Origin of the sequence: Allobosea sp., from assembly GCF_030695125.1 — a bacterium.
Taxonomy (GTDB): Bacteria; Pseudomonadota; Alphaproteobacteria; order Rhizobiales; family Beijerinckiaceae; genus Allobosea.
Genome location: NZ_JAUYTP010000030.1, coordinates 122,737 through 143,632, shown reverse-complemented (window position 1 = coordinate 143,632; position 20,896 = coordinate 122,737). Strand labels below are relative to the sequence as shown.

The 20,896-nt window shown below is 68.5% G+C and carries 16 protein-coding genes and 1 tRNA gene; 11 read left to right on the top strand and 6 right to left on the bottom strand.

Features of this window, described 5'->3' with window-relative positions:
• Positions 1-3: 3 nt before the first annotated feature.
• The 4 genes from Q8S38_RS11885 to Q8S38_RS11870 form a co-directional block, all read right to left on the bottom strand.
• Entirely contained in the window at positions 4-522 is a 519-nt protein-coding gene (locus Q8S38_RS11885; RefSeq protein WP_305680637.1) for a tripartite tricarboxylate transporter TctB family protein, read from the bottom strand.
• Positions 519-1,511, bottom strand: coding sequence for a LysR family transcriptional regulator (locus Q8S38_RS11880; RefSeq protein ID WP_305680636.1), 993 nt, complete (start codon positions 1,509-1,511; stop codon positions 519-521). Before Q8S38_RS11880 ends, Q8S38_RS11885 begins: the two co-directional genes overlap by 4 nt.
• Before the next feature lie 146 nt (positions 1,512-1,657).
• A complete protein-coding gene (locus Q8S38_RS11875; protein WP_305680635.1) occupies positions 1,658-2,554 on the bottom strand; it encodes a DMT family transporter in 897 nt (298 codons plus the stop codon).
• A 183-nt stretch (positions 2,555-2,737) separates the two neighbouring features.
• Positions 2,738-3,400, bottom strand: a complete 663-nt coding sequence (locus Q8S38_RS11870) for a glutathione S-transferase family protein (RefSeq protein ID WP_305680634.1) — start codon at positions 3,398-3,400, stop codon at positions 2,738-2,740.
• Between the two features lie 300 nt (positions 3,401-3,700).
• On the opposite strand from Q8S38_RS11870, the gene Q8S38_RS11865 reads away from it, so the two are divergent.
• Complete coding sequence (locus tag Q8S38_RS11865) at positions 3,701-7,096, top strand: EAL domain-containing protein (protein ID WP_305680633.1); 3,396 nt, start codon at positions 3,701-3,703, stop codon at positions 7,094-7,096.
• A gap of 63 nt (positions 7,097-7,159) precedes the next feature.
• Here Q8S38_RS11865 and Q8S38_RS11860 read toward each other — a convergent pair whose 3' ends face one another.
• Positions 7,160-10,177, bottom strand: a complete 3,018-nt coding sequence (locus Q8S38_RS11860) for an ATP-binding protein (protein WP_305680632.1) — start codon at positions 10,175-10,177, stop codon at positions 7,160-7,162.
• Between the two features lie 265 nt (positions 10,178-10,442).
• On the opposite strand from Q8S38_RS11860, the gene Q8S38_RS11855 reads away from it, so the two are divergent.
• The 5 genes from Q8S38_RS11855 (at position 10,443) to Q8S38_RS11835 (ending at position 13,192) form a co-directional block, all read left to right on the top strand.
• On the top strand, positions 10,443-10,838 hold the full coding sequence (locus Q8S38_RS11855; RefSeq protein WP_305680631.1) for a phasin: 396 nt from the start codon (positions 10,443-10,445) through the stop codon (positions 10,836-10,838).
• Positions 10,839-11,006: 168 nt separating this feature from the next.
• Entirely contained in the window at positions 11,007-11,954 is a 948-nt protein-coding gene (locus tag Q8S38_RS11850; protein WP_305680630.1) for a hypothetical protein, read from the top strand.
• A 151-nt stretch (positions 11,955-12,105) separates the two neighbouring features.
• A tRNA-His gene (locus Q8S38_RS11845) sits at positions 12,106-12,182 on the top strand.
• Between the two features lie 198 nt (positions 12,183-12,380).
• The gene (locus Q8S38_RS11840; protein ID WP_305680629.1) at positions 12,381-12,818 is read left to right on the top strand and encodes an Hsp20 family protein; all 438 of its coding nucleotides are present in this window, start codon (positions 12,381-12,383) and stop codon (positions 12,816-12,818) included.
• Between the two features lie 107 nt (positions 12,819-12,925).
• The gene (locus Q8S38_RS11835) at positions 12,926-13,192 is read left to right on the top strand and encodes a BQ00720 family protein (RefSeq protein WP_305680628.1); all 267 of its coding nucleotides are present in this window, start codon (positions 12,926-12,928) and stop codon (positions 13,190-13,192) included.
• A gap of 6 nt (positions 13,193-13,198) precedes the next feature.
• Here the strand turns inward: Q8S38_RS11835 and Q8S38_RS11830 are convergent, their stop codons facing one another.
• Complete coding sequence (locus tag Q8S38_RS11830) at positions 13,199-13,999, bottom strand: alpha/beta hydrolase (protein WP_371125871.1); 801 nt, start codon at positions 13,997-13,999, stop codon at positions 13,199-13,201.
• A gap of 140 nt (positions 14,000-14,139) precedes the next feature.
• Here Q8S38_RS11830 and Q8S38_RS11825 point away from each other — a divergent pair, with 140 nt between their 5' ends.
• The 5 genes from Q8S38_RS11825 (at position 14,140) to Q8S38_RS11805 (ending at position 20,889) form a co-directional block, all read left to right on the top strand.
• Positions 14,140-15,369 carry a glycosyltransferase family 4 protein gene (locus Q8S38_RS11825; protein WP_305680648.1) on the top strand — a complete coding sequence of 410 codons (1,230 nt, stop codon included), beginning with the start codon at positions 14,140-14,142 and terminating at the stop codon, positions 15,367-15,369.
• A gap of 147 nt (positions 15,370-15,516) precedes the next feature.
• The gene (gene infC, locus Q8S38_RS11820) at positions 15,517-16,059 is read left to right on the top strand and encodes a translation initiation factor IF-3 (protein ID WP_305680647.1); all 543 of its coding nucleotides are present in this window, start codon (positions 15,517-15,519) and stop codon (positions 16,057-16,059) included.
• A gap of 116 nt (positions 16,060-16,175) precedes the next feature.
• Positions 16,176-16,907 (top strand): aldolase, encoded by a 732-nt coding sequence (locus Q8S38_RS11815; RefSeq protein WP_305680627.1) that lies wholly within the window; start codon positions 16,176-16,178, stop codon positions 16,905-16,907.
• Between the two features lie 103 nt (positions 16,908-17,010).
• Positions 17,011-18,093 carry a DUF1176 domain-containing protein gene (locus tag Q8S38_RS11810; protein ID WP_305680626.1) on the top strand — a complete coding sequence of 361 codons (1,083 nt, stop codon included), beginning with the start codon at positions 17,011-17,013 and terminating at the stop codon, positions 18,091-18,093.
• A gap of 213 nt (positions 18,094-18,306) precedes the next feature.
• Positions 18,307-20,889 (top strand): chemotaxis protein CheW, encoded by a 2,583-nt coding sequence (locus Q8S38_RS11805; protein WP_305680625.1) that lies wholly within the window; start codon positions 18,307-18,309, stop codon positions 20,887-20,889.
• Positions 20,890-20,896 lie beyond the last annotated feature (7 nt).

The following is a 20,896-nucleotide window of genomic DNA, read 5'->3' as shown; positions in this document are numbered from 1 at the left end:
ACCTCAGATTCCAAGCAGCCAGGGCGCGAGCGGGATCGGCAGGCTCAGCGCGTATTTGAACAGGAGGGCGCAGAACGTCGTCATCGCCACGGCAAAGATGATCAGCTCCTTCCACTTGACGTCCTCCGCGGCGCAGCCCGCGATCAGCACGACAAGCGGGCCGGAGACGAGCAGGCCGAGCGAGGGCACGCTGATCGGCCCGACATCGAAGCCGCGGATGGTCAGGCCGAAGACGATGGCGCCGCCGAGCACGAAGATGACGCCGCGCCAGGACCAGCCCGACAGCTTCTCGCCGTTGAAGCGCAAAGACGACAGGCACAGCATCAGCCCGAGCGCGGCGCAGATCACCGCGAAGGACTTCGGCAGCATGCCGGGCCCGATCTGGCGCAGCGTCCCGAGGGGCAGGTCGCTCGACAAAACGAAGGCCAGCCCGGCCAGCAGGATCATGAACAGCCCGCCGGCCATATCCTGCGACGAGCGGATGCGCAGGCCCTGCGCCCTCTCGATATTGTTCAAACTCATCGGGTTCCTCCGACTGCAGACCCGACGAGGCGGGCCTGACGCACTGGCTTGGTGACGGGAAGGGTGAACGGCAGGATATGCCGCTCGTCGATCAGGGTGACGCTCTCGCGCAGGATCGCCAGGAAATCGTCGCGCGGGTCAAGCCGCTGTTGCGGCCGCCAGGCGATTCCCACAAGAGCGCCCGGCGGCGGCGGGTCGAGCAGGGCGCCACGCAGGCGCCGCATCGTCACGCCGGGGAAGCTCAGCCGCGACACCCAGTCGGGCGCCAGCGCCATGCCAAGCCCCGCCGCGACCGCCGACATCATCGCCGGCTTCTCGGTCGCCTCGATGGTGACGTTGGGCACCGCCCCGACGCTTTCGAAATAGGCCATCACGAGATCGTAGGCGAAGGGCCGGATCCGCTTGGACGGCACGACGAAGGGCTCGCCCACGAGGTCCTGAATCGTCAGATACTCGCGCGCCGCGAGCGGGTGGCGCTCGTTGAGCACCACGATCGGCCGTTCGACGCGCAGCACCTCGAAGGCGCAATCGGTCGGCTTGCGCGGCGGCCGGGTCAGGGCGAGGTCGAGCTTACCGGTCTCCAGCATCTGGATCAGGGCTGCCGTCATCGCCTCGACGAATTTGATCTGGACGCCGGGGTACAACTGGCGGAAGGCGACCAGCGCCTCGGGCACGAAACTCGACGACGCCGCGTCGATCGCCCCGATCCGCAGCACCTTGCCGGAGCCGAGCGAGGCCTCCCGCACAGCCCGCGACGCATGCTCCATCCGCGACAGGATGGCCTTGGCCTCCTCGAGCATGGTCATGCCGGCGCGCGTCAGCGCGACCTGCCGGGTCGTGCGCGTCAGCAGCACGCAGCCGAGCTCTTCCTCGAGCGTGCTGATCTGTCGGGAGAGGGCGGGGGGGGCCAGGCCCAGCCGCTCCGCGGCGCGGCCGAAATGAAGCTCCTCCGCCACTGCGATGAAACATCGCAGGTGCCTGACGTCCATGGTGTCCCTCTGGTCCCCTCTGGCGTATCGTTGACCCGATATCTTCCAGTCGTTGCCGTGAAGCCGATAGCGGCTCAGGCCGCGAAAGCGACCCTAGAACAATTCATAATTTATTGGCAATAATGCGCGGCGTTTCCGGGAGGCGGTCACGCCCCGGCGCCGGCCCGCCGCCGGAACAGCCGCCCGTCGATCAGGGCCAGCCCGGCGAAGATCGCCGCCATGCCGGCGACATGGCGCGGCAGCAGGCTCTCGCCGAGCAGGCCGACACCGAGCAGGATCGCGCTGACCGGGATCAGGAAGGTCACCAGCATGGCGTTGGTCGCCCCTGCGCGGCGCATGATCTGGAAGAAGATCACATAGGCCAGCGCGGTCGAAACCAGCGCGAGGCCGGCAAGCGCGCCCGCCGCCTGGAGGCTCGGCAGCGGCAGCGCCCAGGGCGGGGCGAAGACGAGCACGATCGGCAGCATCATCACGCTGGTGGCGGTCAATTGCCCGGTCGCGGTGACCAGCGGCGGCAGCTCCCGGAAGCGCCGGCCATAGAGCCCCGAGAAGCCGTAGGAGAGGGCCGCGCCCAGCCCCGCGAGCTGCGCCAGCAGCGGCCCGCTGAAGCCCGCCAGCGCATCGGGCCCCATCAGGATGGCGACGCCGCACAGGCCCGCCAGCACGCCGGCGATCTTCAGCGGCGTCGCGCGCTCGCCCTGGCCGAAACAATGCGCGACGACGACACCGAAGACCGGCGTGGTCGCGTTCAGGATCGCCGAGAGGCCGCTGGGCAGCTGCGTCTGGCTCCAGAAGATCAGGCAGAACGGGATCAGGTTGTTGAGCAGCCCCATGGCGAAGAAGGAGCGCCACATCGCGCCGCCGACCGAAAGATCAAGGCCGCGCGCCCGCATGACGAGATAGAGCGCGCCGGCCGCCAGCACGCAGCGCGTCTCCACCACCATCAGCGGCGGCCATTCGCCGACCGCGATCTTGCCGAAGAAGAACGACCCGCCCCAGAGCACCGACAACACCAGCAGGAGCGCCCATTCGCGGGGCCCCATGGCAAGGGGGGACGATGCAGGGGCCGGCGATGCAGGGGCCGGCGATGAAGGGGCTGGCGATGCAGGGACAGGGTTTGTGGCAGAGGCCATGCCGGGAGACTCGGGTGGTGATGGCGGCGGAAGCGCCGCCATCGACCGGCACGGGTTAGGCGGCGGCGCCCGAAGGCGCCACCCGTTTTCCGCTCATGCGGCTTCCGCGTCCCGCGCCGTCCACATCGCCTGGAAGGCGGGGCGCGCATGGCAGGCGTCGAGCCAGGCCTTCACATGCGGCGCCGCCTCGAAGAGCTGCGTCGCCGGCTTGGCGTAGCGGATGATCTCGGCGACGTTGATGTCGGCCACCGTGAAGCGCCCGCCCATGACGAAGCCGCCGCCCGCCGCCAGCGCCGCATCGAGCACCGCGAAGGGCGCGGGCAGGGCCGCCAGCGCCGCCTCGACCAGCTTGGGATCGCGCTTCTCCGGCGGATAGGCCGCCATGTGGTAGTTGATGTTGAGCGCATGGCTCTCGACCGCCGTGCTCGCCCAGAGCGACCACATCACCGCCAGCCCCTCTTCCTGCGCATCCTTGGGCGCCAGCGGGCCGCCATGCTTGCGGGCGAGATAGAGGTTGATGGCGAGCGATTCCTGCAGCTTGAAGCCACCATCGTCGATGGCCGGGATCTGCCCCTTCGGATTGACCGCCAGGAACTCCGGGCTCTGCGTATGCATCGGCGCGCCCGGCGCCTTGGGATCGGGCAGGCGGTAGACCTGGATCACCGGGACATGGGTGAAGGCGAGGCCAAGCTCGTTGGCCAGCCAGATGTTGCGCGTCGCGCGCGAGCGATAGCAGCCATAGATCGTCAGGGTCATGGGAGGCGCCTTGGGAGGAGGGAGGTGACGGTCCAGTCTTACAGAAGAGTCGGCCCCGGCGCATCAGCGCTGAGCGGCGCGATGGCGGCTTATGCCCTGTCCCGTTCCGGCGCGCCTGCCTTCCGGAAGGTCGACCCAGGGCGCGGTGATCGTAATGGCCGGAATCGCGGCCCAGATCAGCGGCCCGAGATGGGTCCGGTTTGCGTTGAGGAAGCGCGACGTCATCGACCGGATTATTTTTAGAGTTTCGTAAGTTCGCATTCGTAGCGTCGAAATCTCGCGTCTTTTCTTGGAAAGATCATGGGCTTGTCCAAACGCAGCCAACCGCCATTCTCATGGGACGGCCCGCAACGTCTTGCGGCGCTGCGGGCGTTCGACATTCTCGACACGCAGCCGGAGGCGGCGTTTGACGAGATCACCCAGCTTGCGAGCGCGTTCTGCGGCGCCCCGGTTGCGATCGTGAATTTCCTCGACGCCGATCGGCAATGGTTCAAATCGAAGATCGGATTGGGCTTCGACGAAACCTCGCTGGACGAATCCATCTGCGCGAAGACGATCCATCTGTCGAAACTCGTCGTCATCAATGACCTCGCCGACGACGAGCGCCTGCAAGACAATCTGCTCGTAACCGGCCAGCCGCATTTGCGTTTTTACGCCGGGGCTCGTCTGGAAACGTCCGAAGGCCTGCCGCTCGGCGCCGTCTGCGTCTGCGATGTCGTGCCGCGACCGGACGGATTGACCGAGGCGCAATCGAACACGTTGCTGGCTCTTGCGCGGGCGGTCATGCGCGAACTCCAGCTGCGCCGCTCGAACAAGGCGCTGGCCGAGAACACAGCCCTGCTCAACGGCACCCTGGAGAATGTCGACCAGGGCATCCTGATGGTCGATCAGAGCGGTGACGTGGTCGTCTGCAATCAGCGGGCGATCGACCTGCTCGGGTTGCCGTCCGAGATGATGCGGTCGGTGCCGAAGTTCGAAGAGGTCAAGCGATGGCAGATCCAGCAAGGAGAATTCGCCGAATCCGACCCCTCGCTGGTGCATGCCATCCGGCATGAAGGCAACAACATCGAGGCCTCGATCTATGAACGCAGGAGGCCCAACGGCACCGTGCTGGAAGTGCGCACGAACCGGCTTGCCAATGGCGGGGTGGTGCGCACCTTCGCCGACATCACCGCGCGGAAGTCGGCAGAGAACAACCGCAGGATCGCGGAGGAGCGTCTGCGCGAAAGCGAGCAGCGCTACCGGCTGGCCGCGCATGCGACATCGGACGCAATCTACGACTGGGATTTTGCGTCCGACGGCCTGCAATGGGGCGAAAGCCTCCAGGGCATCTTCGGCTACGGGGCCATTCAGGGACCAGCGACCGGGACGACATGGCTGGAGGGCGTCCACCCTGAGGATCGAGCCGCCGTCGAAGACCAGATCCGGCAATTCGTCGCCGGGCAGGACGGGGAGCGTTGGGAGGGCGAGTATCGCTGGCGAACCGGTGACGGCGATTATGCTTACGTCCGCGATCGCGCCTATCTGGTGAGGGACGACGCCGGCAGCCCGATCAGGATGGTGGGCGCGTTGCAGGACCTGACGGAAACGCGCGGGGCCAGCGACGCACTGCGAACCAGCGAAGAGCGGCTTCGGTTGGCCCTGGCTGCGACGGGCCTCGGCATCTGGGATCTCGACTTCGCCAGCGGTCACCGCGAATGGTCCTCCGAGGTTCGCCGCATTCTCGGGGTGCCGGAGAGCGCGGCTCTCGAGCGGGACGACTTCCTGCCGCTCGTTCATGCCGAGGACAGGGCGCAGATCGATGCCGCCTTCTACCCGGATGGCGATACGCGCGTGCCCTCCGTGTCGGCGACGTTCCGCATTGTCAGGGCCACGGACGGCGAGACCCGTTGGGTCGAGGTCGGTGGGCGGACGCTCTACGATGCCGAAAGCCGGCCCGTCAGAATGCTCGGCACGCTCCAGGACATCACCCCCCGCAAGATCGCCGAAGACGCCGTGCGAATCGGCGGGGAGCGCCTGCGCCTGGCGCTGCATGCGAGCAACATGGTCGCCTGGGACGTCGATCTCGCGACGACGCATGTCGACCGGTCGGACAACGCGTTCGCGCTGCTGGGCATCGGTTCGGGGCCGGCGTCCCAGTTCTCGGCGCGCGTTCATCCCGACGATCAGCACAAGGTGGATCTGCTTCGGCTCGCCGCCATCACCGATGGAACGCATTGCGCCGAGGTTCGCTACCGCACGCCGGACGGTCGCGAGATTTGGCTGGCACTCAGGGCAGAGCGGAAAGACAAGCAGCGCCTCATCGGCATAACCTTCGACATTTCGGATCGGAAGGCGACGGAAGCCGCGATCTGGCAGACGGCAAACCATGATCCGCTGACAGGGCTGGCAAACCGGGCGCTCTTTCAGACCCGGTTGGAAGATGCGCTCGCGATCGCCGAGGCAGAAGGCACGGGCGTCGGCCTGTTGTTGCTCGACCTCGATGACTTCAAGGACATCAACGACACCCTGGGCCATGCCGCAGGCGACAAGCTCCTGGCCGAAACGGCGGCAAGGTTGACGCGCCTGGTCGGCGACCGCGGAACGGTTGCCCGTGTCGGCGGAGACGAGTTTGCCGTTGTCCTGGTCGAGCATTCCGGGCTGGCCGACATCGCGGCCTGCGCCGACCGGATCGTCGAGGCGTTGCGAACCACGTTCGACTACGAGGGACGGGCCTTGTCGACGAAGGCGAGCATCGGCGTGGCGGCGTTCCCCGAACACCATCGCGACGCCGTCGAGTTGATGAAGGACGCCGACATCGCGCTCTACAGGGCCAAGGAGGGCGGCCGCAGCAGGGCAGTCGTCTACACGAGCGCCGCCCGCGACGTCATGGAACGTCGAGTGTCGATATTGCGTGAAGTGCGCCAGGGCCTCGCGGCGCTGGAATTTCTGCCTCACTACCAGCCGAAAGTGTCGCTCGCGACCGGCGCCATCATTGGCTTCGAGGCACTCGCGCGGTGGCGCCATCCCACCCTTGGATTGCTGACGCCCGCTTATTTCGGTTCGGCATTCGATGATCAGGACATTTCGGCGGCGCTGGCGACGAGCATGATCGGGCAAGTGGCGTCAGATATCCGCGCCTGGCTCGACCAGGGCCTGGAATTCGGGCGTGTGGCCGTCAACCTCGCCTCCGCCGATTTCGCCGACAGAACGCTCGCGACGAGGATCATCGCGCTTCTCGCGGAGGCCGACGTTCCGGCCTCCCGGTTCGAGATCGAAGTCACGGAGACGGTCTTCCTGGGCCGCCAGACCGAGGAAGCGGCGGCCATCCTGCGCGAGTTCCACAAGGCGGGCATTTCAATCGCACTCGACGATTTCGGCACCGGCTTTGCCTCGCTGACCCACCTCAAGCAGTTTCCCGTCGATCACATCAAGATCGACCAGAGCTTCGTCAGGAATCTGGAAACCGACAAGGACGATGCCGCGATCGTGGCCGCGGTTGTCAGCCTCGGCCGCAACATGGGCCTCCAGATTACCGCCGAGGGGGTGGAAAACGCTGGCCAGGCTGAGCGGCTCAGGGAAGCGGGCTGCGATTTCGGGCAGGGCTATTTCTATGCAAAGCCCGGCGCGGGCGAACATGTGCCGTGGATGATCCGGAGCCGGGCGTCCCCGAGCCGGCCAGTGCGTTTGCAACGCGCCGCGTTTCGCCGGGCATGATCGGGGGCGAGGAGACAGCCTGCGAAGCTGCCGTCTTCCCCGAGCCTGTCTTCAGCGCACAGCCTACCCCGCCAGCACCCGCTGCGGCGGGAAGGTGATCTCGACCAGCGTGCCCTCCTTCTTGACGGAGGTGATCGACATCGCGGCGCGGTTGGCCTCGACCAGCGCCTTGGTCAGCGGCAGGCCTAAGCCCGTGCCGCCGGCGCGGCGCGTCGTCGGCACCTGGCGGAAGGGCTCCAGCGCCAGTGCGATCTCCTTGTCGTCCATGCCGATGCCGGTATCGCGCACCCGCAGGATCGCCTCGCCCTGGTCGCCGAGCGCCGTCGAGATGATCACCTGCCCGCCCGCATCGGTGAACTTCACCGCGTTGGAGAGCAGGTTGATCACGATCTGGCGGATCGAGCGCTGGTCGGCGACGACCGGCGGCAGCTTGGGCGAGAGGCCTGAGCGCAGCACGACGCGGCCGCGCTGCGCCTCCGGCTGCAGCAGATTGACGGTCGACAGCGCGATCTCGTTGAGATTGACGCTGACGAAGTCGAGATCGAGCTTGCCGGCCTCGATCTTGGCGAGGTCGAGCAGATCGTTGACGAGGCTGATGACGTAGCCGCCCGACTGGTGGATGTCGCGCAGATATTCCTTGTAGCGCTCATTGGCGATCGGCCCGAAACGCTCCTCCGCCATCACCTCGGCAAAGCCGATGATCGCGTTCAGCGGCGTGCGGATCTCGTGGCTGATCTTGGCGAGCACGTCGGATTTCTGGGCGCTGGCCTTCTCGGCCGCCTTGCGCGCCTCGACGAGTTCGCCCTCGGTCTTCTTCCAGGCGGTGATGTCGCGCAGAACGGCGCAGAAGCGCCGCTCCGTGCCCTCCGCGATCTGGCCCATCGTCATGAACAGCGGGATCTTGCCGCCCTGGCGCACGCGGCCGACGACCTCGCGCCCGTCATTCATCACCGAGGCGACGCCGCCGCCCTTGAGCCCTTCGAGATAATCCAGCGCCGGGGCGTGGCTCTCGGCCGAGAACAACAGCGTGAACAACTCGCCGGTGACCTCGCGCTGGTCATAGCCGAACAGCGCCTCTGCGGTCTTGTTGAGGGAGAGCACGCGGCCGCGCTCGTCCACCGTGACGACGCCGTCGGTCGCGGTGTCGAGCATCGCCACGAGCTCGGCGATGCGCGCATCGCGGACATCGGCGTCGAGCCGCAGCGCCTCGACGCGGGCGGCGCTCTCTGAGGCCTCCGCCTCGAACTCCGCCGCCATCTCGGCCTCTTCGGCCTCCTCCGGCGTCAGCACCTTGACCTCGCCGCCGCCATTGGGGTGGCGGAAGGCCATCAGCGTCGCCGGCTCGCCCTGCCACGCCACGCTGGAGAGCACCGCATGGACGCTGACGAGATGGCCGAGCCGGTCGATCAGGATCATCGCGCCGCCATCGGTGCGGGTCGCCTCCTTGATCAGCCGGCTGACGCCGCCCCCGGACGCCAGATCGTCGAGATCGGCATAGTCGAGCAGGTCGAGCATCGTGCGGTTGGCGTAGAGCGCCTCGTCGTCGCGGTTGACCAGCACCGCGATCGGCAGCTTGTCGAGCACGTCGGCATGGGAGTTTGGCAGGCGCGGGCGCGCCGGCGTCGCTTCGGCGTCGGCCGGGACGGGGGACGGTGACAACTCGTCGTCTTTGAGACGCAGCGGGGCGGCTGGCGGCAGCCGTGGCGCGGTCGGCTCCTCGTCGCCGGCGATGCGCGCGCCCAGCGCCTTGGCGATCTCGCGGAAGGCATTGCGCTCGGCCGAGCTCAGATTGGGCTTCGAGGGCTCGATGATCGGCCGCACCGCCGCCAGATGCCCGTTGCGCAGCGGCACGATATTGCCGGCCGCCGCCTTGGGAGCCGCGATGGCGGGCTCCGGCGGCCCGGCCTGAGCCGAATCGGGCAGCGTCTCTGCGGCGTCGGCCGCCACGGTGGGTTCGACTGCGGGCTCGGACGCGGGTGCGGGCTCTTCCTCGGGACCGGCTTCGATCTCGGCGACCGACTCCAGCGTCGGCTCGGCCGGCGGGATCTCGTCCGCCACTTCATCCCGCGCCGAAGCGACCACGGGCGCATCCGGCGCTTCGATCAGAGCCGTCTCTGCGAGAGCCTCTGTGGCCTCCGCGTTGGCTTCAGCGACCGAATCGACGGGATCGACGTCCGTCTCGAACTTCGCCTCGGCCGTCGCCGGCAAAGCGTCCGGTTCGGGGTCCGGGGTCGTGTCGGCCATGTCGATCGAGACGGGGGCGGGCAGGGCGAAGACCTCTGTTGCGCCGGGGCGCGCCAGTCCAAAACCGCGGAAGCCGGTAACCTGCCGCGCCGCATCCAGCACGGGCACGCCCGACAATTCGACGCGGGCGCCTTCGCCCGGCGTCGCCAGGCGCCAGAGCACCTCATGGCCGCTCCAGGTCGCGGTGCCGGTCAGCCGCGCGAGCAGATCGCCGCTGCGGTCCTGCACCACGGGGCCGATCAAATCGGCCCAGAGGCGGCCGGTGAGGCCGGCCGCAGCCTCGAGGCCGACGAGATCGGCGATGTTGGGCGAGAGGCTGGTCAGTCGCGCTTGCGCGTCGCTCTGCCAGAGAAACCGGATCGCGCGGGCGGGAGGCGGCGGTGCCACGGGGGAGGGCGCCATCTCGGGCGCTGCGGCGGCAGGCTCCGGTGCCGTCTCCGGGGGGGCTTCGTCGGGCGCGACGACCACGCCGAGCCGGCGCAGTTCCGACGCCTGCACCGCGACCGCCAGCACCGGCTCGCCCGCGCCATCGACGATCAGCTTGCAGCCGCAGGTCACCAGCGTCGCCGCAAAGCCCGACGTCAGTCGCAGCCGCTCGAGCCGGACGCCGTCGCGGGAGGCGAGACCGCCGGCGAGCAGCGTCAGGCGCTGCCGTGTCGCGGCGGGGAGGATGGTGGCGCCGGCGAGCAAGGCCTGGCCGGCGGCGTTGACGAAGCCCGGCGCTTGCGCCATCGGGTCCCAGAGCAGCAGCGCGCCGCCGGCTGCGAAGGACGCGAGATTGTCATCCCGCGTCGCCGCCGCGCCCAGCCGCGCCCAATTCTGTCCGGCTTCGCTCATGCCTGTGTGCTCTTGCTTTCCGCCACCATGGCCGCGCTCATATGGCTAACAAATCTTTAATAGCGGCCAAATCGATGCAACACCATGCGGCGGGCCGGGCTGTCCCCGCCCGCATCGAAACAACGTTAACGGCGCGCCCGGCTGCTCCTGATTGTCATGACGGCGCATTAATGATATTGCACTGCACAATAATGGAGCGCTGCACAGTCGCCTCGGGCGGCTGGGCGGACGATCAGCAAGACCGGCCAACCAGGAGGACGACCCGATGACCCCCAAGACCCCCTATGAAGTGCCCGCCGAAATGCGTGAATTCGCCGAGCGCAGCGTCGAGCAGGCCCGCAAGGCTTTCGACGGCTTCATCGGCGCGGCCACCAAGGCCGTCGACACCGCCCAGGTTTCCGCCGAGAGCGCCCGCCTCAACACGCATGATGTCGCCCGCAAGGCCATCGGCTATGCCGAGAACAATGTCTCGGCGGCTTTCGAACTCGCCCAGAAGCTCGTCAAGTCGAAGGATTTGACCGAAGTGATGGCGCATCAGTCCGAATTCATGAAGGCGCAGATGGAGGCGCTTCAGTCCCAGTTCAAGGAAATGGGCGCCGCGGCCCAGGACGTCGCCACCAAGGCGGCCGAGACCATCACCAAGGCCGCCAAGCCCAAGTAAGTCTCCGGAGAGGCTACCCCTGAGCCGAAACGGGCTGAGCCGCTGTGAGACGGCCCGCCCGCTGACTGCGCCGAACTGATCATCCCGGCAGCCCCGGGGCGACATGAAACGATCGGAAGGCCGGGCCCAGTCCCGGCCGGCCGTGTCCCGCGCCGAAGGAGAATCGCGATGGTCAAGCCTGCCCCGACCCGGACCAAGTCGAAGGCCCCGGTCAGCCTGTCGCCTGTCAAGGCTCTGTCGGGCCCCCTCCCGCCCGAAGCCGCCAAGCCCGAACCCGCCAAACCCGTCGCCGCCAAACCCGTCGCCGCCAAGCCCGTCGCCGCCGCGCCGGTGAAGGCGCCGGCCCCGCAGGCGCCGCAACCCACCGTCAAGGCCGCTGCCGAGACGAAGCCGCCCGCGATCGAGGCGGTCGCGGCCAAGCCTCAGGTTGCCAAGACGCCCGTAGCCAAGACGCCGGCTGCACCGGCCGCCCGGGCCTTCAAGCCCAAGCCTGCCGTGCAGATCGCATCGACCAAGCTGCGCGTCGAAAAGCCCGCCCCGACGCCCGCGATGGCCAAGGCCGCCGCGGCCTCGACATCGGCTGCGGTCTCGAAGCCCGCCGCGGTCATGCCTGCCGTCGCCAAGCCGCCCGTCGCCAAGCCTTCCGACGTCAAGCCGCCCGTCGCTCAGGCCCCGGTGCCGGCCGCCGTCGACGCGGTCGCGAAGGCCGTGGCTGCCCCAGCCAAGGCGGCCGAGGCGCTCGCCGAGGCCGTGACCAAGCTGGCCGAGCCCCCGCGCCCCAAGCCGACGCCCTCGCTGAGCGCGACGCCGCTGCCGCGCCCGCCGGAATTCGCCGCCATCGCCTCGACCACGGTCATGACCCAGACGCTGGCGATGGCGAAGGCCTTCGGCGCCCTCCAGGCGCAGATGCTGGACCACGCCTGCGCCGAGCTGAAGACGACGCTGAGCGACGTCGAGACGCTGGCGCGCACCGACAGCGCCGCCGATGCGGTGGCGCTGCAGGCCAAGGCCGTGCGACGCTCCTACGAATCCTATTCGCAGCATCTCAAGGAATTGGCCCGGATCGCCGGCATGGCCATGGGCCAGAAGGCCGACACGGACGCGGACAAGGCCTGAAAGCGGCCAGTGCGAGGCGTCGTCGCGGGGCGACCCACGTCATAACTGGAAAAACCCGCGATTGGCGGGTTGCAATCGCGGGGCGTCGGTTCTAGGTTCCGCGCCGCCGCCGATCTCGCGAAAGCGACCGATCGCCAACCGCCGGGTGCGGGCAGCCATAGCTCAGTTGGTTAGAGCGCTAGATTGTGGATCTAGAGGTCCCCCGTTCAAGCCGGGGTGGCTGTACCACCCGTTCCCGCACCGCGAAATGTCGCAGCTTCGCAGCGTCGAGGGCGCCGGCGGCGCCCTTGAAGCCGCTGGCGCGATCGCCATATCCAGGATGAGCAGGAGGGCTTCGCCTCTGGCTCGCGGGGTGCCGGAGTGTCGGGCCCCGGTCGATCGGGGCGCCCTTCGGGGGCTTCGGCACCGTGACGCAAGGCCCGGGGAATGACACGCACGCCCAGTCTGTCCCATCCGTTTCTTTTGGGTTTCGACGATATCGAACGGGCCCTGGATCGGGTCGCCAAAGGCGCCAGTGAGGGCTACCCGCCCTACAATATCGAGCGACTCGCACGGTCCGAAGCGGAGCCGGACCGGCTTCGCATCACCCTTGCGGTCGCCGGCTTCTCGCGCGATCAGTTGGAAATCACCCTCGAAGAGAACCAGTTGACCGTGCGCGGTCGCCAGATCGACGACAAGACGAGGCAATTCCTCCATCGCGGTATCGCGGCGCGGCAGTTCCAGCGTAGCTTCCTCCTGGCGGAGGGCATGCAGGTGATGGGGGCCGATCTGGCCAACGGCCTGCTGGCGATCGATCTGGTCCGTCCGGAACCGGAGAGGCTGATCCGGCGTATCGATATCGTCAGCCGGGACGAGCCTGCTTAATCAGGCCCGGTCGAATTCGTGGGGGATGCAAGCGCGGTTTTTGCATCCGTTCATCTTTCAAGGCGTATTTTTGTAACCGCACTCGCACTGCTCTGAAGGAGGGCGCGATGAACGAAGACAGGACGATGATCCAGACGAACCCCCTGACCCCGGCCGAGTTCGCGGCTTTGGGAACCGGCGAGGTCGCCTATCTCAAGTCGATGACCTCCGACGAGCTGCTGCGAATCTTCCCGCAGGCGCCGGAGATCCAGTCGGGCCTGCAGCTCTTCGCGCTGCTCTCGGCCGATGGCGCGCCGATCCTGGTGACGGATTCGCGCGAGGCCGCCACCGCCAATGCGTGGGAACATGATCTGCGGATGGTGAGCGTCCACTGAGACGCCTCACGGCGCGGTCGCGAGCCCCGCGACCGCCGCCTTCAGGCGCAGGATGTCTTCCTCCGTCGAAAGCCGGTGGTCGCCGTCCTTGACCAGCGTCAGGATGACGGGATCACCGCTGAGATGCTCGACCAGCCTGAGCGCATGGCGCCAGGGCACATCCGGGTCGGCCATCCCCTGCAGGATATGGACGGGGCAGCCTGTGGCGATGGCGCTGCCGAACAGCAGGTGCTGGCGCCCATCCTCGATCAGTGCCCGGGTGATCGGTGTCGGTTCGGGAGAGTATTCCGAGGGCCGCATCCAGACCCCGTCGCGCAGGATCGTCTGGCGGATCGCCTCGGGCATCTGCGCCCACATCAGCTCTTCCGAGAAATCGACGGCCGGCGCGATGAGCACGAGCCCCGCGGGCCTCTGCGAGGAGCCGAGCAGGCGTCGCGCCGCGAGCAGAGCGATCCAGCCGCCCATCGACGATCCCACCAGGACCGGGGGCTGCGCGCAGTGCGCCGCGACCACCGCCATCGCGTCCTCGAGCCAGTCCGACAGGGTCCAGCGCGCGAAATCGGCCCCGCTCTCGCCATGGCCGGCATAGTCGAACCGGATGAAGGGCCGCCCCGCCTCGCGCGCCCATTGCGCCAGCGCCTCCGCCTTGGTGGCGCGCATGTCGGAGCGGAAACCGCCGAGCCAGACCACCGGGGCGCCTTCGCCGGCTTGTGTCAGAACGGCCAGGCGGCGCTGCCGCCTACCGGCGCCGACCTCCAGCCCATGCGGGGCTTCGCGCAGGGTCTCCAGCGGTTTTTCGGGCTGCAACGCAAATCTCCTGTGACGAATCGCCTGTTCGGCGTGAATATAGGCTGCGCTTTTCGGCCATGGGCCGTCATAGTCGCGCAGATGAAATGCGACGCGGGCTTTCTCGCGCCATCGACAGGCGTGGTTCCAAAGCGGTGAGTATGTCCTTCCAGCCCGGCGCGCATCTCTCCCTGCCGTCCACCGAAGCGCATCCGCTCGTCGGGCGCACGATCCTGCAGATCATCCCCGATCTCGATGCCGGCGGCGCCGAGCGCACCACGGTCGACATCGCCAAGGGCCTGACCGATGTCGGCGCGCGTGCCCTGGTCGCGACCGAAGGCGGCCGGCTGGTGGCCGAACTGCAGGCCAAGGGCGGCGTCTGGCTGCCGTTTCCCGCCGCGGCCAAGAACCCGCTCGCCATGGCGGTCAACATCCGCAAGCTGATGCTGCTGTGCCGCTATGAGGGCGTCGAGCTGATCCATGCCCGCTCGCGCGCGCCGGCCTGGGTCGCGCTCGCCGCCGCGCGGATGCTGCGCCTGCCTTTCGTCACGACCTATCACGGCTCCTACAACAGCCGCTCGGCGGTGAAGACTTTGTACAATTCGGTGATGGCGCGCGGCGACATCGTCATCGCCAACTCCGGCTATACCGCCGAGCTGATCCTGGCCAAGCACGCCTTCGCCCGCGAGCGCATCCGCGTCGTCAACCGCGGCACCAATTTCGCCGCCTTCGCGCCCCAGGCCGTCGCGCCGGAGCGCATCCAGGCGCTGCGCCAGGCCTGGGGCATCGGCGCCCATCAGCGGATCGTGCTGCTGCCGGGCCGCCTGACCGGCTGGAAGGGCCAGCGCGTCCTGATCGATGCCGCCCGCATCCTGCGCGACGGCGGCGACACCGATACCGCCTTCATCCTCGCCGGCGATCCGCAGGGCCGCGACGGCTATGTCCGGGAGCTCGATCTGCTGATCGCCAAGGCGGGGCTCGAGGACCGGGTCAAGCGCGTCGGCCATTGCACCGACATGCCCGCGGCCCTGTTGGCGGCCGCCGTGGTGACCGTGCCCTCGACCGAGCCCGAAGCCTTCGGCCGCGTCGCCGTCGAAGCGCAGGCGATGGGCACGCCCGTCGTCGTGTCGGATCTCGGCGCCGTGCCCGAGACCGTGCTCGCGCCGCCGCAGACCGCGCCCGGCGAGCGCACGGGCTGGCGCGTCGAGCCCGGCAACGCCGCCGCCCTGGCCGACGCGCTGGCCGGCGCGCTGTCGCTGCGGCCTTCGGCGCGCGACAACCTCGCTTTGCGGGCGCGCCGGCATGTCGAGCGGCATTTTTCGTTGGAGACGATGGTCGGCGATACGCTCGACGTCTATTGCGCACTGCTGGAGGGACGGGAGGGCAATTGACACCCGAGCCCTTGCCGGACGCCGTGGCAATTCCGATCTAACGGGGATTCACGAGGCCGCGGCCCTCGTCATCCATTGACAACGCGCTTCTTTGTGCAATGTGTCTGCCGGTGGGCGTCGCGAGCGCCATTCACAGGAGAATATACCATTCGTCGTCCTTTCCGTGCTGCCCCGACCCCGACCAAAGACGGTCCGCGCTCCAACCGCGACATCCGTGGCGTCCGTGACGTCCAGCTCATCGACGATACCGGCGCCAACCGTGGCGTGGTCTCGTTCTTCGAGGCGTTGAAGATTGCCGAGGATGCCGGTCTCGACCTGGTCGAGATCGCCCCCAATTCTGAGCCGCCGGTCTGCAAGATTCTCGACTACGGTCGCTTCCGCTTCCTGGAGCAGAAGAAGGCCGCCGAGGCGCGCAAGAAGCAGCGCACCATCGAGATCAAGGAAATCAAGCTGCGTCCGGGCATCGACAAGCACGATTACGAAGTCAAGATGAAGGCCATGCTCGGGTTCTTCGAGGAGGGCGACAAGGTCAAGGTGACCCTGCGCTTCCGCGGCCGTGAAATGGCCCACCAGGATCTCGGCGTGAAGGTGCTCGAGCGCGTCAAGGCCGATCTCGCCGAGCAGGCGAAGGTCGAGAGCGACTGGCAGCTCGAAGGCCGCCAGATGGTCATGGTGCTCGCACCGAAATAGCCAGCCGCGATCGCGCCATGCGATTTGCATCAGGCCCGGCCCCAGCGCCGGGCCTTGTCATGTCCGGCCTCGCGATGCTTGGGTTTGCACTCCCCCATCGACCGCGAGCGCCTCTCATGACCACGCCGAGCACGACCAGCCAGCGCCGCGATCTTGCCGCCGCCTTGCGCCTCGCCGCGAAATTCGAGCTGAACGAGGGCATCTGCAACCATTTCTCGGTGGCGCTGCCCGATGGCCCCGACGGCCGGCCGCGCTACCTGATCAACCCCTATGGCGTCCACTGGTCGGAGATGAAGCCCTCCGACCTCCTGCTGATCGACGAGCGTGGCCAGGTTCTGGAAGGGGAGGGCGAGGTCGAGGCCACCGCCCGCAACATCCACATCGCCGCCCACAAGGCCAATCCGCGCCATGTCGCCGTGCTGCATGTCCACATGCCCTATGCGACCGCGCTGACCATGGTCGAGGGCGGGCGCCTCGAAATGGCCCACCAGACCGCCTGCCGCTTCCATGGCCGCACGCTCTATGTCGACCATTTCGGCGGGCTGGCGCTGGACGAGAGCGAGGGCGAGGCCATCGTCGCCGCCAACAGGGCCGAGGCGGGCGCCGACATCACCTTCCTCGCCCATCACGGCGTCACCATCGGCGGCCCTTCCGTCGCGGTCGCCTTCGACGATCTTTATTTCCTCGAGCGCGCCTGCCGCCAGCAGGTGCTGGCCATGTCGACCGGCCGGCCGCTGAAGCTGATCCCGCAGCCCGAGATCGAGGCCACCGCGCGCGAATGGCGCCAGGTGCTGGTCCACCAGTCTGAGAAGCATTTCGAGGCGCTGATGCGCATCGAGGGGCTCTGACCGAGCGTCACTTTCGGGTTCTCGCCGGCGCGGTCCGCAACTAGGGTGGCCGCGAGGGGACCGACGCCTGCGACGGGCGTGGCCGCTGCCGGGGGGACTATCGATGGGGTCGAACGGGGTTGCGGCGGCTTGGGCCGCGCTGGTGCTTGCAGCCGCGTCGCCGGGACCGCTTGGGGCCCAGACGCCCCCGCCCGGCCAAAGCCCGGCGCCGGCCAGGCCCGACGAGACCAAGCTCGACCTGAAGCTCTTCGACAAGGCGGAGGTCGACCGCTCGAAAGGCTGCTCGGTCGCGCTGTGGCAGGCCAACCGCGACCCCGACAACGACCGCTACGCCTTCATCTTCACCGAGGCCCTGACCGGACAGAACCATGTCCGCCAGCCCGCGCGCATCAAGGTCGGCGAGAAGGTCCTGCCGATGACGCGGGTGGCGATCGGCGGCAAGGTCGGCGGCTACGGCCTCTACCCCTATCAGCTCTACAGGCTCGGTGAGGGCGACGGCTTTGCGGTGCTCGACCTCAAGCTCGGCGAGATCGAGGGCGAGGCGGTCGAGATCGAGAGCGGCACGCTGACCGTGTCGATGGCCGGCAAGCAGCAGGCGCGCGTGCCCGTGAAGGGCGGGGCCGGCTGCATGACCGCCCCCGCCGCGGCCTCGCCACCGGCGGCCCCGCCTGCCGCCGCGGCTGCGCCCGCCAGTCTGGACGGCATCTTCAGCCGCTACGCCGTGAGGCCCGCCCAGATCCCGCGCACGCTGCCGGCGACGCTCAAGAGCCGCTTCGGCTGCGACCCGGAGATGCTGAAGGCCGGCGTCACCGGCTTCCAGATGTCGGAGGAATCGGCGATCTGGGAACTGCCCTGCCAGCGCTTCAACATCCAGGCGAACGCCGTCTATGCGCTGGTCTACCTGCCGGAGCCGGCGCAGAACCTCCGCTTCCTGAGCTTCAAGGCCCCGCCCGGCAAGAAGCGCACGAGCGCCCCCGCCGAGCTGATGTCGCCGGAATGGAACCTCAAGACCCGCACCGTCACCGGCACCGCGCTCGGCCGCAGCGAGGGCGATTGCGGGGTCCATGAGCGCCACCGCGTCGGGCCCGACGGCGAGTTCGTCCTGGTCGAGTACCGCGAGAAGGTGGCCTGCGACGGCAAGGCGAGCAAGCCCGAGCAGTTCCCACTCGTGTATCGGGCGCGCTGAATGCTGAAGATGACGTAAAGGCACTTGCGTTGCAGCGCCGCTCGTGCGGGCTTCCTGCTTGAAATTTGGGCACGAACACCTGAACGGGCGGATGCGAATCAGCGCGCTTGGTGATCTCCTCTCGCGCGCAATGCAGCCGGCTGGCTGCATTGGCTCGCGTCCCTCGTTCGGTGCTGGACCGGCGGGCGACGGCCTACCGGAGGCGCCTGCGACTTGCCTACGCTTCGAGAGGGATACGAGATCGATCCGGCGCTCGCCGGCCTGATCCGGCACATGCGGGCGATCGACGACTACCGGCAGGTCTTTGACCGGCTGCAGGCGTCCTGGGACACGCTGACGCTGCTCGGGCAGCTTTCGGGCAACGCCACCGAGATGTCGGGCACGCGCTCGGCCTTCGAGGCCTTGACCGCGAGCCTGCTCGGCCATCTCGCCAAGGAAACCCGCGACAAGGCGATGGCCGATCTGCGCATCAAGGCGCAGAACGCCATCGACGTGCTGGTCCGCAATCTGTTCGAGCGCACCGCCGATATCGGCTTCCTCGCCGCCGACACCGACATCCGCGAGATGCTGGAGGCGCCGGTTTCGTCCGAGGCGCGCGCGGCCATCGAGGCGCGCTTCCGCGACTACGTCGCCAAGTACTCCGTCTATTCCGACATCGTGCTGGTCGATCGCGAGGGCGCGATCCGGGCGCGGCTCGCGCCGCATGCCGCTCAGGAGGCCCGGCATCCGGTCATCGACGAGGCGCTGGGTTCGACCGGCGCCTATGTCGAGCATTACGGCGTGCTCGACTTCGTCTCCGACGCGCAATCGCTGGTCTATGCCTGGCGCGTGGAGGATACGGCCAAGCGCCCGCTCGGGGTGCTCGTGCTGGTCTTTCGCCTGGCCGACGAGATGGCGGGCATCTTCCGCAAGCTCCTGCCCGAGCAGGACTGGACGGTGCTGGGCTGCGTCTCGCCCGGGGGCGACGTCATCGCCGGCTCCTGCCCGATCCAGCTGCCGGCGGGGCTGAAGCTGTCGTCTGCGGCGCTGCAGGGCGCGGAGCCGGTGATCCGGCTCGGCGGGCGGCAATATCTCGCCATGGCCTGCCGGACCTCCGGCTATCAGGGCTATATGGGGCCGGGCTGGATGGGGCTCGGCCTGATCCCGTTGGACGCGGCCTTCGACCAGAATGACGGCGAACTCGCCCAGTCGATCGGCGAGGATTTGCTCGCCGCCGTGACCAGCCAGGCCGGGCTGTTTTCCGACGAGTTGCGCCATGTCTCGCGCCAGGCGGCGGCGATCCAGGGCGATCTCAACCGCTCGGTCTGGAACGGCTCGATCCGGCAGGCCGGTTCCACCGCCGCCAACGCCGCCTTCTCGAAGATCCTGCTCTGGGAGATTTCCAGCGCCGGCCGCAAGACGCAGTCGGTCTGCGACGCCTCGATCGGCGATCTGCACCGCACCGTCGTCGCCGCGATCATGGAGAAGTGCCGCTCGCGCGCCGCCTTCGCCATCGATGTGATGGACCGCAATCTCTACGAGCGCGCCAATGACTGCCGCTGGTGGGCGCTGAATGCGAGCCTCGCCCGCGTGCTGGCGGCGCCGTCGCCCGAGGGCCGGCGCCTCTGCGGCGAGATCCTCGCCACCATCAACGCGCTCTACACCGTCTACAGCAACCTCATCCTGTTCGATGCGCAGGGCGTCGTCGTCGCGGTGTCGCAGCCCGCCCAGGCTCATCTCGTCGGCGAGCGGCTCGACGCCGAATGGGTCGGGCGGACGCTCGCGCTGCGCTCGGGCCAGCACTACGCCGTCTCGGCCTTCGAGCCGACGCCGCTCTATGACGACGCTTCGACGCTGATCTACACGGCGGCGGTCCAGGCGCCGTCAGGCGGAAGGGCGCTGGGCGGCATCGCCATCGTCTTCGATTCGACACCGCAATTTGCCGCCATCCTGGCCGATTCCCTGCCGACCGACGAGGAGGGCGCCGCCATGCCCGGAGCCTTCGCCGTGATCGTCGGCAGCGACGGGCGCGTGATGGCGTCGAGCGATCCGCGCTTCGCGATCGGCTCGGACAACCCGCTTCCGGTCGAGCCGGCGAGTCTCGAGCGCGATGGCGATCTCGCTTGCATCCGCAGCTTCGAGGGCAAGCATATGGCGGTGGGGGCGGCGCTGTCGAAAGGCTATCGCGAATACAAGACCAGCGACGGCCACCGCGCCGATGTCGTGGCGCTCTGCGCCGTGCCGCTGGGCGATGTCGCGACGGCCTCCGCCGCCCGGCCGGCGCAGGGCAGCCGTGCCGCGGGCGCGCTCGCGGCCCACAAGCCGGCCGATGGAGTCGAGGCCTTCGAGGTCGCGAGCTTCCACATCGGCCGGCACTGGCTCGGCGTCCGGGCGCGCGACGTCGTCGAGGCGGTCGACATCGTCGGGCTGAAGCCCTCGGCCCGCAAGGCCGGCGACGGCCTGCTCGCCGGCTACAAGCTGCATGAGGGGCAGCCCGTCCCGGTGCTGCGCTTGGCCCGCCTGCTCGGCATCCCCGACGCGTCCTCAGACGAGCAGCAGATCGTCGTTGTGCGCGCGGCCGGCCGAACGCTCGGGCTGATCGTCGATGCGCTCGGCCTGATACCCGAGATCGCGGCCTCCGAACTGCAGCCGCTGCGCGACCTGACCTCGAAGACCGACGTGCCGGCGCTCGGCGTCGTCGCGACGCGCAATGCGCGCGGCGAACCTGCGGGCATGCTGATGGTCCTCGACGTCGACCGCCTCGGAGCGCGCCTTCAGGGCGAGGGCGGGCCGGCGCTCGTCCAGGCGGCGGAGTAGGCGCCGC

Bases quoted from the DNA above. Each gene is read 5' to 3' on its own strand.
- Q8S38_RS11835 (WP_305680628.1), top strand. From the start codon at position 12,926: ATGAACGAAGACAGGACGATGATCCAGACGAACCCCCTGACCCCGGCC.
- Q8S38_RS11880 (WP_305680636.1), bottom strand. From the start codon at position 1,511: ATGGACGTCAGGCACCTGCGATGTTTCATCGCAGTGGCGGAGGAGCTT.
- Q8S38_RS11810 (WP_305680626.1), top strand. From the start codon at position 17,011: ATGGGGTCGAACGGGGTTGCGGCGGCTTGGGCCGCGCTGGTGCTTGCA.
- Q8S38_RS11840 (WP_305680629.1), top strand. From the start codon at position 12,381: ATGACACGCACGCCCAGTCTGTCCCATCCGTTTCTTTTGGGTTTCGAC.
- Q8S38_RS11815 (WP_305680627.1), top strand. From the start codon at position 16,176: ATGACCACGCCGAGCACGACCAGCCAGCGCCGCGATCTTGCCGCCGCC.
- Q8S38_RS11825 (WP_305680648.1), top strand. From the start codon at position 14,140: ATGTCCTTCCAGCCCGGCGCGCATCTCTCCCTGCCGTCCACCGAAGCG.
- Q8S38_RS11885 (WP_305680637.1), bottom strand. From the start codon at position 522: ATGAGTTTGAACAATATCGAGAGGGCGCAGGGCCTGCGCATCCGCTCG.
- Q8S38_RS11875 (WP_305680635.1), bottom strand. From the start codon at position 2,554: ATGGGGCCCCGCGAATGGGCGCTCCTGCTGGTGTTGTCGGTGCTCTGG.
- Q8S38_RS11860 (WP_305680632.1), bottom strand. From the start codon at position 10,177: ATGAGCGAAGCCGGACAGAATTGGGCGCGGCTGGGCGCGGCGGCGACG.
- Q8S38_RS11870 (WP_305680634.1), bottom strand. From the start codon at position 3,400: ATGACCCTGACGATCTATGGCTGCTATCGCTCGCGCGCGACGCGCAAC.
- Q8S38_RS11865 (WP_305680633.1), top strand. From the start codon at position 3,701: ATGGGCTTGTCCAAACGCAGCCAACCGCCATTCTCATGGGACGGCCCG.
- Q8S38_RS11855 (WP_305680631.1), top strand. From the start codon at position 10,443: ATGACCCCCAAGACCCCCTATGAAGTGCCCGCCGAAATGCGTGAATTC.
- Q8S38_RS11850 (WP_305680630.1), top strand. From the start codon at position 11,007: ATGGTCAAGCCTGCCCCGACCCGGACCAAGTCGAAGGCCCCGGTCAGC.